The organism is Microbacterium sp. Y547 (genome assembly GCF_057669785.1).
In genome coordinates this window covers 224,422-240,939 of the sequence record NZ_JBYHFN010000005.1, presented here as the reverse complement: position 1 = coordinate 240,939, position 16,518 = coordinate 224,422, and the positions used below count along the sequence as shown (strand labels likewise).

The 16,518-nt window shown below is 70.2% G+C and carries 12 protein-coding genes; all 12 read right to left on the bottom strand.

Going from position 1 to position 16,518, the window contains the following annotated elements; translation table 11 throughout:
• Window positions 1–56 precede the first annotated feature (56 nt).
• The gene (locus AC25Y0_RS10365) at window positions 57–1,640 is read right to left on the bottom strand and encodes an aspartate:alanine exchanger family transporter (RefSeq protein WP_488134598.1); all 1,584 of its coding nucleotides are present in this window, start codon (window positions 1,638–1,640) and stop codon (window positions 57–59) included.
• Window positions 1,641–1,789: 149 nt separating this feature from the next.
• Window positions 1,790–3,064 (bottom strand): sugar ABC transporter permease, encoded by a 1,275-nt coding sequence (locus tag AC25Y0_RS10360; RefSeq protein ID WP_488134597.1) that lies wholly within the window; start codon window positions 3,062–3,064, stop codon window positions 1,790–1,792.
• Entirely contained in the window at window positions 3,061–3,864 is an 804-nt protein-coding gene (locus AC25Y0_RS10355) for an ATP-binding cassette domain-containing protein (RefSeq protein ID WP_488123843.1), read from the bottom strand. The genes AC25Y0_RS10360 and AC25Y0_RS10355 overlap by 4 nt, the downstream gene beginning before the upstream one ends.
• A 69-nt stretch (window positions 3,865–3,933) precedes the next feature.
• Window positions 3,934–5,022 carry a sugar ABC transporter substrate-binding protein gene (locus AC25Y0_RS10350; protein ID WP_488134596.1) on the bottom strand — a complete coding sequence of 363 codons (1,089 nt, stop codon included), beginning with the start codon at window positions 5,020–5,022 and terminating at the stop codon, window positions 3,934–3,936.
• 145 nt (window positions 5,023–5,167) lie between these two features.
• Complete coding sequence (locus AC25Y0_RS10345; protein WP_488134595.1) at window positions 5,168–6,406, bottom strand: sugar ABC transporter permease; 1,239 nt, start codon at window positions 6,404–6,406, stop codon at window positions 5,168–5,170.
• Window positions 6,403–7,287, bottom strand: a complete 885-nt coding sequence (locus AC25Y0_RS10340) for an ATP-binding cassette domain-containing protein (RefSeq protein ID WP_488134594.1) — start codon at window positions 7,285–7,287, stop codon at window positions 6,403–6,405. The genes AC25Y0_RS10345 and AC25Y0_RS10340 overlap by 4 nt, the downstream gene beginning before the upstream one ends.
• Window positions 7,288–7,340: 53 nt before the next feature.
• Complete coding sequence (locus AC25Y0_RS10335; protein WP_488134593.1) at window positions 7,341–8,390, bottom strand: sugar ABC transporter substrate-binding protein; 1,050 nt, start codon at window positions 8,388–8,390, stop codon at window positions 7,341–7,343.
• Window positions 8,391–8,409: 19 nt separating this feature from the next.
• Entirely contained in the window at window positions 8,410–9,597 is a 1,188-nt protein-coding gene (locus AC25Y0_RS10330) for an ROK family transcriptional regulator (protein WP_488134592.1), read from the bottom strand.
• A 33-nt stretch (window positions 9,598–9,630) separates the two neighbouring features.
• Window positions 9,631–10,488 carry an NYN domain-containing protein gene (locus AC25Y0_RS10325; RefSeq protein WP_488123849.1) on the bottom strand — a complete coding sequence of 286 codons (858 nt, stop codon included), beginning with the start codon at window positions 10,486–10,488 and terminating at the stop codon, window positions 9,631–9,633.
• A gap of 2 nt (window positions 10,489–10,490) precedes the next feature.
• Window positions 10,491–11,474, bottom strand: coding sequence for a Gfo/Idh/MocA family protein (locus tag AC25Y0_RS10320; RefSeq protein WP_488123850.1), 984 nt, complete (start codon window positions 11,472–11,474; stop codon window positions 10,491–10,493).
• Between the two features lie 47 nt (window positions 11,475–11,521).
• Window positions 11,522–12,469: a quinone oxidoreductase family protein gene (locus AC25Y0_RS10315; protein WP_488123851.1), complete on the bottom strand. Its 948-nt coding sequence runs from the start codon at window positions 12,467–12,469 to the stop codon at window positions 11,522–11,524.
• Between the two features lie 29 nt (window positions 12,470–12,498).
• On the bottom strand, window positions 12,499–16,440 hold the full coding sequence (gene hrpA, locus AC25Y0_RS10310; RefSeq protein WP_488134647.1) for an ATP-dependent RNA helicase HrpA: 3,942 nt from the start codon (window positions 16,438–16,440) through the stop codon (window positions 12,499–12,501).
• Between the last annotated feature and the right edge of the window lie 78 nt (window positions 16,441–16,518).

Genomic DNA, 16,518 nt, shown 5'->3' with positions numbered 1-16,518 from the left:
CTGGTCGCGGCGCCCAAGCGCCTCCTCAACATCGCCTCGGCCGGGGCGCCTGACTGTCAGAACGCCACGACGAGGACCTGTGCGATGAGGATCTTCACCACCATGGCGGCGGGGTAGACCAGCGTGTAGCCCACCGTGACACGCATGTCGTAGCCGGTGCGCGTGTTGGCAAAGCCCAGCAGCGCCGGGTTGGTGAAGGTGCCCGCTAACACTCCGCCCAGGCGCGTGCCCTCGGTGCGCAGCGCGAGACGCGCGACGACGTACGTCCCGACGGCGAGGAGCGCCGTCATTGCGGCGCCCAGCACCAGGAGGCCGACGATCTCGCCCGACGTGATGGCTGAGACGATCAGCGACCCTGCCTTGGTTCCGGCGTAGGCGAGGAAGAGCACGAGCCCCAGCTCGGCCAGCACGTTTGCGGAACTGGTGGGCAGCGTCGTCACGACCGGGCCCACGCGGCGGACGCGACCGAAAACGAGACCGGCGATGAGCGCGCCCGCCGCCGGGCCGAGGGCGAATCCGCCGCCACCCGGCAACGGCACCGTGACGACACCGAGCGCGAGCCCGAGCGCGATTCCGATGCCCAGCGCCACAGGGTTGATATCGGTCATGCCCCGTTCGGAGTCGCCGATCAGCGCCGTCAGGGCGGGCATCTCGTCCCGGGGAGCCACGACCTGCAGCCGGTCGCCCTGCTGCAGGATCACATCGTCCGCACCGAGCATCTCCGCATCGCCGCGGCGCACACGCGGCACGGTCGCCCCGAAGCGTTCGCGCAGCCCGAGAGCGCCGAGTGCGCGGCCGGCGAGCTCGGGGTTGGAGAGGATGAGGCGGCGATACTCCAGCCGGGACCTGTCCTGGATGATGTCGAGGGATGAGGTGTGCCCCAGCTCGGCGGCTACCGCGTCGACCGCCTCGCGCGGACCGACGACGTTGACCACTCCGCCGGGCGGGAGCTCGGTGTCGGGCCCGACGACGACGTAGTCGCCGCCGCCTTTCGAGCGGAGCCGCGAAAACGTGATGCGCCCTCCATAGCGACGGCTGAGCGCCCCTGCCGTCGGGCGATCGGTGGTGTCGATCCGCACAGCCTTGTTCTCCAACTGCGTGGCAGCCTCGTCGTGCGAAGCGCGATGACGCAGCGCCAGACTGACGGCCACGATGGGCGCGATCACGCCGAAGACGTAGGCGCTCGCGTACCCCACCGTGGCCTCCGGGCTGCCTCCGCTCGCCGCCAGTGCCGGTGTGTTCGTCACCGCACCCGCGAACGTGCCGGCGATCGTCACCGTCGAGAAGCCCAGAGCGCGACCGAGCAGTAGGCCGGTGGCCGCGGTGGCCAAGAGAAGCCCGGTGACCAGGAGGAGGAGGGGGTAGGCGGTGCGGAGGGTATGTCCGAAGCTGGGTCCGGCGATCAGGCCGACGCAGAAGGCGAAGGCCACCAGACCGGTGTCGCCGATGAGCGCCGGAAGCTCAATGGTGACCCCGGTGGCCACACCCCACGCGGTCAGGCCCATCGCGGCGAACAGGACGCCGATCGCACCCAGCGACACCCCGCCCACCCGCACGCGACCGAGCGCAGAGCCCAGCCCCACCAGGAGGAACGCGGTCAGGACCGGTTGCGTGGCGAGGAAATCGAACACCGCTCGCATGCCCCGAGTATGGCCCCGGGGCGCACCGCCGCGATAGGCCTCGGTGTCCGGGGTCGCCCTGGTGAGAGGGGTGCTCCCCGTTGCCGTCCTCCAGGCGTGCTGACCGAATCAGGCGTTGCGCTCTCTGCTGCGATGACGCCAGAGGGGCGCTACGTGCGCATCCCGCCCCCGGAACGCAGTCGCGACAGCGCATCGACGGTCGCCGCGAGGATCAGCACGCCGCCCGTGACGAGCAGATTGACGCCGGCGGGCAGATTGAGCAGCCCGAGGCCGTTCGTGATGATCGCGATGACGAGCGCGCCGATCGCGGCGTTCACGAGCCGGCCCTTGCCGCCGAAGAGGCTCACCCCGCCGACGACGGCCGCCGCGACGCCGGACAGCACGATGTCACGGCCCACCGTCGCGTCGACTGAGCCCACGCGCGAGACCGAGAAGAGCGCCGCGGCTACGGCGAGCGACGAGCAGATGACGAATGCCCACCACTTCACCCACCGCACCTTCACTCCCGAGCGGCGTGCCGCTTCGGCGTTTCCGCCGATCGCATAGATGTACCGGCCGAACTTCGTGCGGTCCAGCACGAACGTGCCGATCCAGAGGATGACCAGCACGATCGGCACGATGACGGGCACACCCGCGACCTCGACGACGGATTGTCCGCGGTTCTGGTTGAGCACGTACACGACAGCACCGCCGATGACCGCGATGACGGCGAGCTTGATCCACACGAGCGGCATCGCGCGGTTCGGTACGCCGGCCCGCGTCCGCCGTGCGCGGTCCCAGATCGCCGTGCCGCCGGAGACAGCCAGCATGACGGCGAGCATGACCCAGCCGCCCCACACCGGCAGATTGCCGTTCTGCAGCGCGATGAGTTCGCGCACCTGGATGCGGTAGAGCCCGCCAGGACCGATGATGACCAGCGCGAGACCCTGGAACCCGAGGAACAGGCCGAGCGTGACGACGAACGACGGTATGCCGATTCTCGCCACGAGAAAACCTATGAGGGCGCCCGTGAGCAGGCCGAATCCGAATCCGATGAGCAGGGCGAGGGGCCAGGGAACTCCAACGACGGCGTTCAGCACGACGAACAACGCCATGCCGACGCCTCCCGTGACGCCGGCTGACAGATCGATCTCGCCGAGCAGCAGGACGAAGACGAGTGCCATCCCCAGGACGACCAGTGACGCCGCCTGATTGAGCAGGTTCGCGAAGTTGCGCTCGGTGAGGAAGAACGGGCTGAGGGCGCTGAACATGATGCCCAGGACGACCAGCCCGCCCACGGCGGGGAGGGCTCCCATGTCGCCGCCGCGCACGCGCTGCCACCACGCGGTGACCTGATCTCGCAGACCCCCCTCGACGCCGCTGCCGATCATGTCGCTCGCGAGCGGGTCGGGCGAGGCCTCGGTGCGTGGCGCCTGCGTGGTCATTCGACGCCTCCGGTGGGGATCGTGGTGCTGTCGATGAGCGTGACGCCTCTCGTCTTGGTGCCGGTGATGTACCCCACGACGTCGTCCCGGGTGGTCTCGTCGGTGTCGATCTGGGCGACCATCTGTCCGAGGTAGAGAACGGCGATGTCGTCGGCGACGGCGAACACGTCGGCGAGATTATGGCTGATGAGGACGACCGCGACGCCCTGGTCCCTCAGCCGCTCGACGAGGTTGAGCACCTGCTCGGTCTGGGCGACGCCGAGCGCCGCGGTGGGTTCGTCGAGAATGACCACGCGCGCCTTCTTCAGCACGGCGCGCGCGATGGCCACGGTCTGGCGCTGCCCGCCCGAGAGGGAGGACACCTTCTGGCGCACCGACTTCACCGTGCGCACCGAGAGCGAGCGCAGAGTGTCGGAGGCCTCTCGTTCCATGCGCCCTTCGTCGAACGTGCCGTTCGCGAGCTCCTCGCGGCCGAGGAACATGTTCTGCACGATGTCGAGGTTGTCGCACAGCGCGAGGTCCTGGTAGACGACCTCGATGCCGAGGGCACCCGCGTCGCGCGGAGCGTGCAGGTCCCGGTGCGCCCCGTCGACGAGCACCTGGCCTTCGTCGTAGGGCTGGACGCCGGCGAGCCCCTTGATGAGCGTCGACTTTCCCGCGCCGTTGTCACCGACCAGGGCCGTGACCCGGCCGGCGCGGATGGTGAGATCGACGCCCTTGAGGACGCTGACCGGCCCGAAGGCCTTCTTGACGCCGATGAGCTCGATGATCGGCTGGGGGGCGGGGATGGTCTCTGGCATGCTCGCTTCCTTGCGATGGTGGGGAAGGGCGCCGCGCCCGTGCGGACGCGGCGCCCCCTTATGAGGAGGTCAGCCGGCGACGACGCCGAACTCCTCGCACGCGGCCATGACATCGGGCGTGCAGACATCGTCGAAGGCGGCGTCGCCGGCGGCGACGACATCCTTGACTTCGTTCGGTCCGACGAGCACCGGAGTGACCTGGATGTACGGCGTCCCGTCGTCGAGCTCTGCGTCGGTCTCGACCGTGTCGCCGTTGAGCAGGGCGATGGCGACCTCTACAGCCGCGGCGGCCTCATCGGCCACCGGCTTGTAGACCGTAGCGGTCTGCCAGCCGAGGAGGATGTTCTGCAGCCCCGCCACGTTGGCGTCCTGGCCGGACACCGCCACGCCCTCGAGGTTGTTGTCCTGCAGCACCTTGATGACGCCGGCGGCGTTGGTGTCGTTGGCCGCCCACACGCCGTCGACCTCGCCGCCCAGAGAGGTCAGCGCCTGCTCGAAGTTCGTCTGCGACTTCGCCTGGTCCCATGCGCCGGGAGGTTCTGCAGCTGCGACGACTCCGGCGCCCTCCATGACCTCGACGGCGCCCTCGTGGAACATCGCGGCGTTACCGTCGGTGGGGTCGCCCCCGATGTAGACCACCGTCGCATCGGCGGGGGCGACACCGGCGGTCTCCAGGCCGTCGAGAACCGTCTGGCCCTGCAGGCGACCGACCTCGACGTTGTCGAACGAGACGTAGTAGTCGGCGCCGGCGAACGGCCGGTCGTAGGCGATGACAGGGATGCCCTCGGCCCGCGCCTTGGCGGCGACCGTCTCGGCGGCGCCCTGGTAATCGACGAGCAGCATGACACCGCAGCCCTGCGTAAGCTGCTGATCGGCGATCGTGGAGAACTTGTTCACATCGCCCTGGGCGTTTTGGATGTCGACCTCGAAGCCGGCGCCCTCCAGGCCCTCCTGCAGGTACTTGCGGTCGAAGTTCTCCCAGCGAGGAGATGATGCGGCGTCGGGCAGGATGACGCAGGCTCGGCCGGTCGCGTCGCCGCCGGCTCCGCTGTCGGCGCCACTCTCGGACGGCGTGGCGCCGCCGCCGGCACAGCCGGCCAGAATCATCGCGGCGGCGCCTGAGAGTGCGGCGACCGCGAACAGAGATGACTTCTTCATCGTTCGCCTTTCGTCATTGAAGGTGCGAATCCCGGGCGGCGCCCGAGGCGCATCGTTCTCAGGTCGATCTTGGGGCCGCAGCATCCTTGACGTCAAGTAGTGAACGTAACGCTTTGGCAACTCGTTCGTGAAGTGAATCCAGAGATCATGCCCGTCCGCTCGCCGCGCGCGAGCGACGAGAGACGGAGTCGACGATGACGGCGAGCACGAGGACGACGCCTGTGACGATGAACTGGATCGATGAATCCAGGTTCAGCAGCGTCAGCCCCGACGAGATCGACTGGATCACGATGATCCCGAGCAGTGCGGCGTATGCCGTGCCTCGGCCGCCGAACAGGCTCGCCCCGCCGATCACCGCGGCGGCGATGGCGACGAGGTTCGTATCTCCGCCGCCGGAGCTCTGGTTCGCCGCGGCGAGCCGCGCCGCCGCGAGAATGCCCCCGAGGGCGGCGAGCGTCGAACACAGGACGAACGCAGACACGTAGATGCGCTCGACGCGGATTCCCGCACGTCTGGCACCCTCGACCGATCCGCCGACGGCGTAGACCGCCCGACCCCACCGCGTGCGCGTGAGCAGGACGTTGACCGCGACGACGAGCACGACGAACAGCAGGAACATGACGCCCACACCGCGGGAAAGATGCAGATACCAGGCGACGACGACGAGGAAGGCGAGCAGCCCGCCCGCCCGCAGGCCGATCTCGAGGTACCCGCGGTGCACGAGGTCGGCCGCTGCACGGCGGCGGGCGTGGCGCACGCGCGTCCATGCGTAGCCTGCTGCAGCCAGCACCGCGAGGGCGTACGAGGCCCACGCGGGAAGGAACAGCCGCTGCGCGAACGTCACGAGCCAGGAGTCGGGCGGCAGATTGAGCGAGCCGTTGGGGCCGAGGACCCACAGCTGCAGCCCGAGGAACCCGAGGAGTCCGGCGAGGGTGATGACGAAGCTCGGCACACCGAACCGCGTGAAGAGGAACCCGTACAGCAGCCCCGCCGCGACGCCGATCGCGACGGCCGCCAGGAGAGCGAGGATCGGATGCCACGACAGCTGCACGAACGTGACCGCCAGCACCGCCGCGGCGACACCCGAGACCGAGCCGACCGACAGATCGATCTCGCCCACGAGCAGCACGATCACGACACCGAGTGCGATCGTGCCGATCGCCGCGCATTGCATCGTGAGGTTGACGAGGTTGGTCGAGGAGAGGAACACGGGGTTCAGGGATTGGAAGACGATCGCGATGACGAGGAGGCCGCCGATGACGGGGAGTGCGCCGAGGTCACCGCCGCGGATCCGGGCCGTCAGCAGGTCGAGCGAGGATCGGATGCCGGCGGATCGTCCGAGCTCGTCCTCGACAGCGGCCGAACCGGTGTCCCGCCCGTTCATGCGTCCCCGCCCCGGCGTCCGCTGCGCCGCTCGTGGGGGCGCGGGAGCGGGATGACCTGCGCCCCCGTGCGCTCTTCGTCCAGGCCGGGCGCTTCAGGCGGTGGGGCCGCAGCCGGGCGTGTGGACACGTCTGTGGCGCCCGTGATGGCGGTGATGAGTGTCTCGCTCGTGAGCTCGGCGGCGCTGTACACCCCGTTGTTCCTGCCCAGCCGCAGCACCACGACGCGGTCTGCGACGGCAAGGACGTCAGCCATGTTGTGGCTGATGAGCACCACGCCGTGCCCTCGTTCGCGCAGTCGCTCGACGAGGTTGAGCACTTCCGCCGTCTGCGCGACACCGAGCGCCGCCGTCGGCTCGTCGAGCATGATGACCCTCGGATCGCCCACCAGCGAGCGTGCGATCGCGACCGTCTGACGCTGTCCGCCCGACAGCGACGCGACAGGAACGCGCACCGACGGCACCTTGGCCGAGAGCTCGCGCAGCAGCGACCAGGTGCGCTTCTCCATCCCGACCTCGTCGAGAAGGCCGTCGGCGACGAGCTCCCGTCCGAGCCACAGGTTCGCCACGACGTCGAGGTTGTCGCACAGCGCGAGGTCCTGGAACACCGTCGCGATGCCCAAGCGCTGCGCGTCGGCGGGGGAGTGGATCTGGACCGATTCGCCGTCGAACTCGATCGTGCCGGTATCCGGAGCGTGCACACCCGCGAGCACCTTGATCAGGGTGGACTTCCCCGCACCGTTATCGCCGACGAGCGCGACGACCTCGCCCTCATTGACCCAGAAGTCGACACCGGTGAGGGCCCTCACCGAACCGAAGCGCTTGCCGATCCCGCGCATCGTCAGCACGCGCTCGCGGGAGCGCCCTGGCCGAGTCGGCGCCATCGTCACTCCTCGTCATCGGGGTCGTTGGCAACGACCCTACTCGCGCCCCGCGCTCACTCCACGACGAGCCCCGCTGCCACGCAGTCCGCGCGGTAGTCCGGCGTGCAGATGTCCTCGAGCCGCCAGAAGCCGTCGGCGATGACGGTGTCGACGATGTCGTCGACGGTCACCGCGACCGGCTCGAGCAGTGTCGTCGGTGTGCCGTCGATCGTCATCGGCGCCGCCACGGTATCGCCGCGCAGGAGCGCGACGGCCACCTCGGCGGCAAGCTCTGCCTGCGGCCTCATCGCCTTGTAGACGGTCATGTACTGGTCGCCGCGCACGATGCGCTGCAGCGCGGACAGTTCGGCATCCTGACCCGTCACGACCGGCATCGGCGAGACCCCGGCCGCGCGTAGGGCCGCCACCGCGCCGCTCGCGATCCCGTCGTTGGCCGCGTAGACCCCGGCGATGCGGTCGCCGTACTGGGTGATCTGTCCGGCGACCCAGTCCTGTGCCTTGTCGGGGCTCCAATCGGGCGTGTCGTACTCGGCGAGCACGTCCAGGCCCGTCCGGTCGATGACCTTGTGGGCACCGGCGCTGAAAGCGGCTGCGTTGCCGTCGGTGGGCGATCCGTTCACGATGAGGATGCCGCCGGTGCCCTCGCCGCGGTCGCGCAGCGCGTCGACGAAGGCCGTCGCCTGGAGCATCCCGACCTTCTCGTTGTCGAACGACACGTAGTAGGCCAGATCCCCGCCTTCGACGAGCCGGTCGTACGACACGACAGGCACGCCCTGCGCATTCGCCGCTGTCACGATGCTCACCGCGGCGCGCCCGTCGACGGGGTCCAGGACGAGCACACCGGCCCCCGACGCGAGCGCGGATTCGGCCTGCTGCTGCTGCTTCGCGGCATCCTGGTCGGCATTGGCGTAGAGCACGCGGTAGTCGCCGAGCTCGGCGACCCGCGCCTCGAAGAAGGGCCGGTCGAAAGTCTCATAGCGCGCCGTCTTGGCATCGGGAAGCAGGAGGGCGATCGTTCCCGCCGAGCCCCCGTCATCCCTGCACGCCACGAGCAGCATCGCGCTCAGGCACACTGCCGCGAAGGCGGCGATGACGCGGCGCACTCGCGCGGATCCGAGCACGCTACGCCGTGATGGCCACAACATCGGATTCGACGGCGACGTTGTCGAGGGCGATCGCGATTGCTCCGCGCGTCTCGGCCCACTCTCCGAACGATGCCCCGACCACCTCGGGCAGCCCCGCCGCGGCGGGTAGCGCCGAGCGCTCGAGCGCGTGCCGCATCGGTGCCATGAGGATCTCACCCGCGAGGCCCAGCTCACCCCCGACGACGATCATCTCGGGGTCGAAGAGGTTCGACAGGCTCGCCGCGGCGATACCGATATGACGGCCCGCGTCGGCGATGACGCGGCGGGCGCTGCCGTCGCCGTCCTCGGCAGCCTGCAAGAGATCGCCCAGTCGTTGCATGCCCTCGCCCGGGGGGAACAGCGACAGCAGCGCGGGACCGCCGGCGAACGTTTCGAGGCAGCCGCGGTTGCTGCACCGGCAGATGGGGCCGTTCTCGTCGAGCGTCACATGGCCGATCTGGCCGGCCTTGCCGTTCGCGCCGCGGAAGAGGTCGCCGCCGATGACGAGGCCCGAGCTGATCGAGTGGCCGACCCGGATGAACACCGACGACGCGGCCGTGCGCGAGCTGCCCTCACGTGCTTCGGCGAGGCCGCCGAGATTCGCTTCGCTGTCGACGTGCACGGGTCGCCCGATACGCGCTCGCAGGCTCTCGCCGACATCGACGCCCTCCCACCCGCGCAGGAGCCCGGGGGTGGAGATCATGCCCGTTCGCGGATCGATCGGCGCGGGAAGGGCCAGCCCCACCGAGAGGAGGTCGGAGACGTTCCCGCCGAGGGACTCCATCATGTCGCCGAGCAGGATGCTCACGCGGTCCAGTTCGGCGTCGTGGCGGTGATCCAGGGGGACCGGCAGCGCCGTCTCGGCCACGATCGTGCGCATCGGGTCGGCGATCGCGATGCGCAGGTGCCGAGAGCTGAAATGCACGCCCGCGACGAGTCCGAGCCGTCGGGCGAGCGAGACGAGGGTCGCGCGGCGACCGCTGCGCGAGGTGGACGACGTGTGCAGCACACCCGATGCCGTGAGCTCTTTGACGATGTTCGACACGGTCGCCGGTGAGAGGCCGGTGATCCCGGCAAGCTCGACCTGAGTGAGGCGCCCGTGCCGCTTCAGAGACTCGAGCAGGCGCGCGCGATTGGCCTCGCGGAGCGAGGACTGCGAGCCCGGCTGGGCGCTGCGTCGTGCCACAGTCCCACACTGTACCCGACAGTGTTCACGGCCTCAGCGGCGCTCACCCGCGAGACGGATGAGCACGATGTTCGACGACTCGTCGACCTCGGCCACCGTGGGATGGGCCTTGACGAAGTCGGTGAAGCTCTTGTGTCCGACCGCCTTCTCACTGAACGCGGGGTCGAGCCGCTTGATGAGACTCTTCACCTCGGACGCGTGCTGCCACTTGTCGTCGTCCTTGTCGTTCTCGAGGCGCAGCGCCCGCTCGAGCAGATCGGCGGCCGGGTCCTTGGCCTTCTGGCGCGAGCGGCGGGTGCCGCCGTCGGACTTGCCGGTCGCCGGCGGGGTCACGCCCGGCAGCGCGTCGTAGGCGTCGAACTGGTCGCATGCCGCGGCGAGCGACTTCGCGGTCGAGCCGGCGACGCCGACGCCGACGACGAACCGGCCGAGCCGCTTGCAGCGCTGGGCGAGGGGCACGTAGTCCGAGTCTCCGGCGACGATGACGACGTGCGTCAGGTCGGGAAGGCGGAACATGTCCTCGACCGTGTCGACGGCGAGGCGGATGTCGGCGCCGTTCTTGGCGTAGGCGGCGGCGGGGAACAGCTGCACGAGGTCGACGGCGCGCGCGACGAGCTGCGAGCGGTAGTCGGCGTTGACCGGCGCTGACCAGTCGGCGTAGGCGCGCGTGAGCACGAGGGTTCCGAAGGATGCGGCGTAGTCGATGATCGCCCCGACGTCGATGCGTGCCGCGGCGAGCCGTTCGGCGATCTCGGGCGCCGTGGCGTTCTCGGCGATGCGCTGACGATCACGTGAATAGGCGTTGCGCCCGTGCACGCGGTCGTACCAGGACATCACGATGTTGTCGAAGTCGAGGTAGACGGCGACGCGGGGCTGGAGCAGGTCTGGCATGTTCAGTTCTCTCCGGGGTAGTGAAGACCGATGATCTCACGGACAGCGTCGAGACTGCCCATTATCTGGACGGTTTCATCGATCGGCAGAACATCGCTGTCGGTGACTCCCTGCGCGATGAAGCGCTCGGCCGCGAGTGCCTGATACTGCATGCCCCGGCCCTCGACCTGCGACGCGAACGCCTCACGGACCGCGCCGTCGGGACCGAGAAGACGGAAGGACGTCGGCGTGTACCAGACGGGGTCGATCTCGATGCGGGCATCCGTGCCGATGATGTGCGCCGTGTTCGGGCCCGCCGAGTGCGCCGCCGACAGGGTCGTCGCGATCGCTCCCGACGGGTAGGTGAAGATCGTTGCGATCTCGGCGTCGGCTCCGGTCGGACCGAGAGTCCCCGCAGCCGCGATCGTCGCGGGCGCGCCGAGCACATCCCATGCGAACGAGACGGGGTAGATGCCCAGATCGAGCAGTGCACCGCCCCCGAGTTCGAGGGCATTGAGACGATGCGCGGGGTCCGAGCTGATTCGCTGCGTGTGGTCGGCCGTCAGGGCGCGCACGGCGCCCAGCGCGCCCTGCGCGAGCAGCTCGCGGATGCGGACCATGTGCGGCAGGTAGCGCGTCCACATCGCCTCCATCGCGAGGAGGCCCTTCGCCCGGGCGACGTCGCGCACGAGGGCGGCCTCGGCCGCGTTGATCGTGAAGGGCTTCTCGACGAGAACGTGCTTGCCCGCTTCGAGGGCGAGGATGGCCTGCGCCGCATGGAACGGGTGCGGTGTCGCGATGTAGACGATGTCGATGCCGGGGTCGGCGACCAGGTCTTCGTACGACCCGTGGGCGCGCGGCACGCCGAGCTCGTCGGCGAACGCGCGGGCGTTCTCGAGTCGGCGGGAGCCCACCGCGGCGAGGTCGAGCCCGGCCGTCTTCAGGTCGCGGGCGAACGCACGGGCGATCCCGCCAGGTCCGAGGATGCCCCAGCGCAATGCAGTCATTCTCCGAGCGTACCGAGCCTCTCGCGGTCCGGGGGCAAGGTCGCAGTTCACGGGCGGAGGGTGACCTTGCCGTCCGTGCCGGAGTCGACGAGGCGCTGGGCCTCGGATGCTTCCGCGAGGGGCAGCGACGGGCCGAGTTCGACCGAGAAGCGGCCCGCGGCCAGCAGCGCGAGGGTCACCGGCACGGCCTCGGCACGCCAGGCCTGCTGCTGCGCGGTGAGCGGGTCGGGGCTGCCGCCCGAGAAGGCGCGGATGCCCAGGCCAGCGGCATCCGCCCCACGAACGATCGTCGCGATGCGGGCGCGGTCGGCGACCAGATCGAGTGACGCCTGCAGCGCCTCGTCGGTTCCCGCCGCGTCGAGGGCGACCGTGATCGCGTTCGCGTTCGCGGTCGCGGCACGGACCCGATCGACGAGTCCCTCGCCGTACGCCACGGGAATCGCCCCGAGCGCGCGGACGCGGTCGAACCGGCGCTCGGACGCCGTCGCGACGACGGTCGCGCCGGCGAGCACGGCGAACTGGATCGCCGCCTGGCCGACGGCACCCGATCCGCCGTGGATGAGCAGCGCGTCGCGCGGCCCGACGGCGAGCGAGCGCAGAGCCTGGTAGGCGGTGCCGAAGGGGATGCCCAGGGCCGCACCGAGTTCGGCGCTCACCGACGCCGGTCGCGGCACGACGCGCCGGGCGTCGACCACGATGGCGGTCGCGTAGGCCCCCATGACGCCCGAGAAGACGACGGCGTCACCGACGCGGAGTCCCTCGACGTCGGTGCCCACGGCGGTCACGACGCCGGCCCCGTCGGCGCCGACGCGCCGTGGCCCGTCCAGGGGAGCGGATGCCCGGCGTCCGGACCGCAGCTTGCCATCGATCGGGTTGACGCCGGCCGCCTCGACCCGCACGGCGACCTCGCCCGGCCCGGGCTCGGACGGATCGAAGTCGATCTGGTGCAGGACCTCGGGTCCGCCGAACTCGGTGTAGACGATCGCGTGTGCCATGTCGGGGCCAACCCGTCCGCGGCGAAGGACTATTCCCGCAGCGCCTTCTGGATGCGCTGCAGTGAGACCTGCTCGGCCGTGCCGAGCCCCTGCGCGAAAAGGCTCACGCGGTACTCCTCGAGCAGCCAGCGCACGCGGTTGAGGGACGGCGATGCATCGGGCGCGAGGGGGAGCGTGCCGCCCGCCTCGATGTACAGCGCGGCAGCGCGCTCGAACTCGTTCTGCCGCTGACGGTCGCGCCCGGGGCTGTCGGTGAGGCTGCGCACCCGCTCGAGCGCACCGCGCAGATACCGCGGCAGGTGCGCGAGCCGCTCGAGGCCTGTCCGCGCGATGAAGCCGGGAAAGACCAGCCCCGCGACCTGCGCCTTGACGTCGTTCAGGGCCGCCAGCAGCGTCAGCGAGTTCTGGTCGCGGACGGCCCGCTCGACATCGCGCGCCGCCGTCAAGATGCGGGCCACGAGCGAAACGGTCTGGAACAGCTCATCGACGACGACCGCTGAGAACGCATCCCGCACGGCCTCGAATCTGGCGCGCGTGCGCACGACACCGTCGGGAACCGTGCGCGCGATGACAGCGTCGGCGAGAGCGAGGCGCGCGTCTTCGATGAGCGCCTTCGCCGACGAATACGGGGATGCCGCCAGTGCGAGCTTCTCGGCCGACGTGAGGTGCTCCAGCACATAGGCGGCGGGCGATGGGGCCGTCAGGAGCACGAGTCTGCGCACGCCCGCGCGTGTTGCGGCGGCGGCGGCCTCCGGAGTCGTCTCGATGCGGAGTGCGACGCTGGCACCCTCATCGATGAGCGCGGGATACCCGCGTACGACGCCGCCGGCCACCTTCGTGTCGACGACGTCGGCCAGGTCGCCGACTTCCCAGTCGGTGAGGCCGGACCGTTCTGTGACGGCGGCGGATGCTGCCGCGCTCGGCGGTGCTGCGGGCCCGGGCGCCGCGGCACGCGGGGTCAGCGAGCGCGAGACGGCCGTGCGCGCACGATCGGCGAGCCGTCGCTGCAGGTCGCCGAGGTCGCGCGCCGATCCGGCCGTGCGTCCCCGCTCGTCGACGGCGCGGAACGAAACGAGCAGGTGCGACGGCACGCGAGCCAGCTCGAAGTCCGCGGGGGTGACGGGCTGGTTGGCGATCCGCTGGATGCGGGTCGCGAGGGCGTCGAGCAGCGGCGTGGGAGGCAGACCGTCGTGGGATTCGGGCCCGAGGCCCGCGAGGTCTTCGGACAGCCGCGCGGCCCAGTCCGCGGCGGGCACGACATGCCGGCGGATCGCTTTCGGCAGCGCGCGCAGGAGTGCCGTGATGAGCTCGTCGCGCATACCCGGCACCTGCCAGTCGAACCCGTCCGGACGCAGCTGCGCCAGCAGAGCGAGGGGCACGATGACCGTGACACCGTCATCGGGTGCGCCCGGCTCGAAGCGATAGGCGAGCGAGAGCACCTGATCGCCCTGACGCCAGCGCGCCGGAAAGTCCCGCTCGTCGCCGCGCGCCGCGTCGTCGAGGAGGTCGGCCTCGGCCATGTCGAGCAGGCGCGGCGTCGTGGCCGCGGCATCCTGCCACCACGCTTCGAAAGAGCGCGCGTCGAAGACGTCCCGGGGGATGCGCGCGTCGTAGAAGCGGTAGACGGCCTCGTCGCCCACGAGGATGTCGCGTCGCCGCTCGCGCTCCTCGATCTTCTCGAGCCGGCGACGCAGCTCGAGGTTGCGCCGTTCGAAGGCCGTGAGCCGCTTGTCCAGGTGCGACGAATCCCAGTCACCTTCGACGAGCGCGTGGCGCACGAACAGCTCGCGGGCGAACGGCCGGTCGAACCGGGCGAGCTGCACGCGGCGGCGCGGCACGATCTCGACCCCGAAGAGAGTGACCTTCTCATACGCGGATGCCGCGCCCGCGGCCTTCGACCAGTGCGGTTCGCTCAGCTGCCGTTTGGCGAGGTCGCCCGCGAGCGGCTCGGCCCAGGCGGGGTCGATCGCTGCGACGGTCCGGGCGAAGAGGCGGCTCGTCTCGACGAGCTCGGCGGCCATGACGGCGGTGGGCCGCTTCTTCTTCAGCCCAGACCCGGGGAAGATCGAGAACCGGGTGCCGCGCGCGCCGATGTAGGTTGCCGGAGCGGCGCTCTTGCCCTGGGCGCCCTTCGCGCCGGTCTGACGGGCGGGGGCGCGGTCGTCGAGGATGCCGATGTGCGAGAGCAGGCCCGACAGGATCGCCTTGTGCATGGCGTCCGCATCCGAGCCCGCAGCTTCGCCGTCACGGGAGGAGTGCGCGTCGGCCGTGCGGTTTCGCGGGGAACGACCCAGCAGAGCCTTGAGCTGACGGTGGACGTCGAACCACTCCCGCACGCGCACGTAGTTGAGGTGCTCGGCGCGGCACATGCGGCGAAACGCGCTCGAGCCCAGCTCGCTCTGCTTCTCGAGCAGGTGGTTCCAGAGGTTGAGGAGCGTGATGAAGTCGCTGGTCGGATCGGTGAACCGGGCGTGCAGGCGGTCGGCCTCTTCGCGCCGTTCCTCGGGTCGTTCGCGGACATCCTGGATCGACATCCCGGCGACGATCGCGAGCACGTCGGGCATCACGCCCGTGCGGCGGGCCTCGACGATCATCCGGGCGAACCGCGGGTCGATCGGCAGCCGTGCGATCTCCCGGCCGATCTCGGTGAGCCGTCCTGTCTCTGACGCGCCCCTGCCGCCCCCTGAGCGCGCCGTCTCGACGGCGCCCAGCTCTGTCAGGAGGTCGACGGCCGCCTTCACACCGCGCGAGTCGGGCGGTGTGAGGAAGGGGAACCGCTCGATCTCGCCGAATCCGAGCGCGAGCATCTGCAGGATGACCGAGGCGAGGCTCGTGCGCAGGATCTCGGGCTCGGTGAACTCGTCCCGCGTCGCGAAGTCGTCTTCGGCGTAGAGCCGGATCGCGATGCCCGGCGCCGTGCGTCCTGCGCGGCCGGAGCGCTGCTGCGCCGAGGCCTGCGAGATCGGTTCGATCGGCAGCTGCTGGATCTTCGTGCGGTTGCTGTACCGCGAAATGCGGGCGGTGCCCGTGTCGATGACGTACCGGATGCCGGGGACCGTGAGGCTCGTCTCGGCGACGTTCGTCGCCAGGACGACACGGCGGCGCACGCCCGCGACGCGTGAGCGTTCGAACACGCGGTGCTGCTCGGCCGAGGAGAGGCGCCCGTACAGGGGGAGCACCTCGGTCGGCGCGGCATCCTTGGCGTACATGCCGCGAACGGCATCCATCGCGTCGCGGATCTCTGCCTCGCCGGGAAGGAAGACCAGTACGTCGCCCGCGGGTTCGCGATCGAGTTCGCGCAGCGCCGCGGTGATTCCGTCGACGTCGTCGCCGTCGCTCTCGGCGGCATCCGTCCGTGGCCGGTACCGGATCTCGACGGGGTGCGTGCGGCCGGACACCTCGATGACGGGCGCGGGCCCGGACGGACCTGCGAAGTGCTTCGCGAAGCTCTCGGGGTCGATCGTCGCGCTCGTGATGATGACCTTGAGGTCGGGGCGCTGGGGCAGGATGCGGGTGAGGTACCCGATCAGGAAGTCGACGTTGAGAGAGCGTTCGTGCGCCTCGTCGATGATGATCGTGTCGTATCGCCGCAGCAGCCGGTCGCGGTGGATCTCGTTGAGGAGGATCCCGTCGGTCATGACGGCGATGCGGGTGTCCTCGGTGACCTTGTCGGTGAATCGCACCTTGTAGCCGACCGTCGTGCCGAGGGGAACCTCGAGCTCTTCGGCGACGCGTTCGGCGATCGTGCGCGCCGCGATCCGGCGCGGCTGGGTGTGGGCGATGCGGGTGCGGCCGAGCTCGAGGCAGATCTTCGGCAGCTGCGTCGTCTTGCCCGACCCCGTGGCGCCGGCGACGATGACGACCTGGTGATCGCGGATGGCGCGCGCGATGTCGTCCCGTGCGGCGCTGACGGGCAGCTCCGGCGGGTATGAGATGACAGGTTCTGGCGCGGACACAGCCCTCGATCGTATCTGTCGCAGGCTCCCCGGCGGGCGTCGGCGTGCGATCCGGCGTAGGAAGGGTCGCCCGTCGTGCCCGCGGCGGTCGGG

Bases quoted from the DNA above. Each gene is read 5' to 3' on its own strand.
- AC25Y0_RS10320 (WP_488123850.1), bottom strand. From the start codon at position 11,474: ATGACTGCATTGCGCTGGGGCATCCTCGGACCTGGCGGGATCGCCCGT.
- AC25Y0_RS10360 (WP_488134597.1), bottom strand. From the start codon at position 3,064: ATGACCACGCAGGCGCCACGCACCGAGGCCTCGCCCGACCCGCTCGCG.
- AC25Y0_RS10340 (WP_488134594.1), bottom strand. From the start codon at position 7,287: ATGGCGCCGACTCGGCCAGGGCGCTCCCGCGAGCGCGTGCTGACGATG.
- AC25Y0_RS10365 (WP_488134598.1), bottom strand. From the start codon at position 1,640: ATGCGAGCGGTGTTCGATTTCCTCGCCACGCAACCGGTCCTGACCGCG.
- AC25Y0_RS10355 (WP_488123843.1), bottom strand. From the start codon at position 3,864: ATGCCAGAGACCATCCCCGCCCCCCAGCCGATCATCGAGCTCATCGGC.
- AC25Y0_RS10325 (WP_488123849.1), bottom strand. From the start codon at position 10,488: ATGCCAGACCTGCTCCAGCCCCGCGTCGCCGTCTACCTCGACTTCGAC.
- AC25Y0_RS10315 (WP_488123851.1), bottom strand. From the start codon at position 12,469: ATGGCACACGCGATCGTCTACACCGAGTTCGGCGGACCCGAGGTCCTG.
- AC25Y0_RS10345 (WP_488134595.1), bottom strand. From the start codon at position 6,406: ATGAACGGGCGGGACACCGGTTCGGCCGCTGTCGAGGACGAGCTCGGA.
- AC25Y0_RS10350 (WP_488134596.1), bottom strand. From the start codon at position 5,022: ATGAAGAAGTCATCTCTGTTCGCGGTCGCCGCACTCTCAGGCGCCGCC.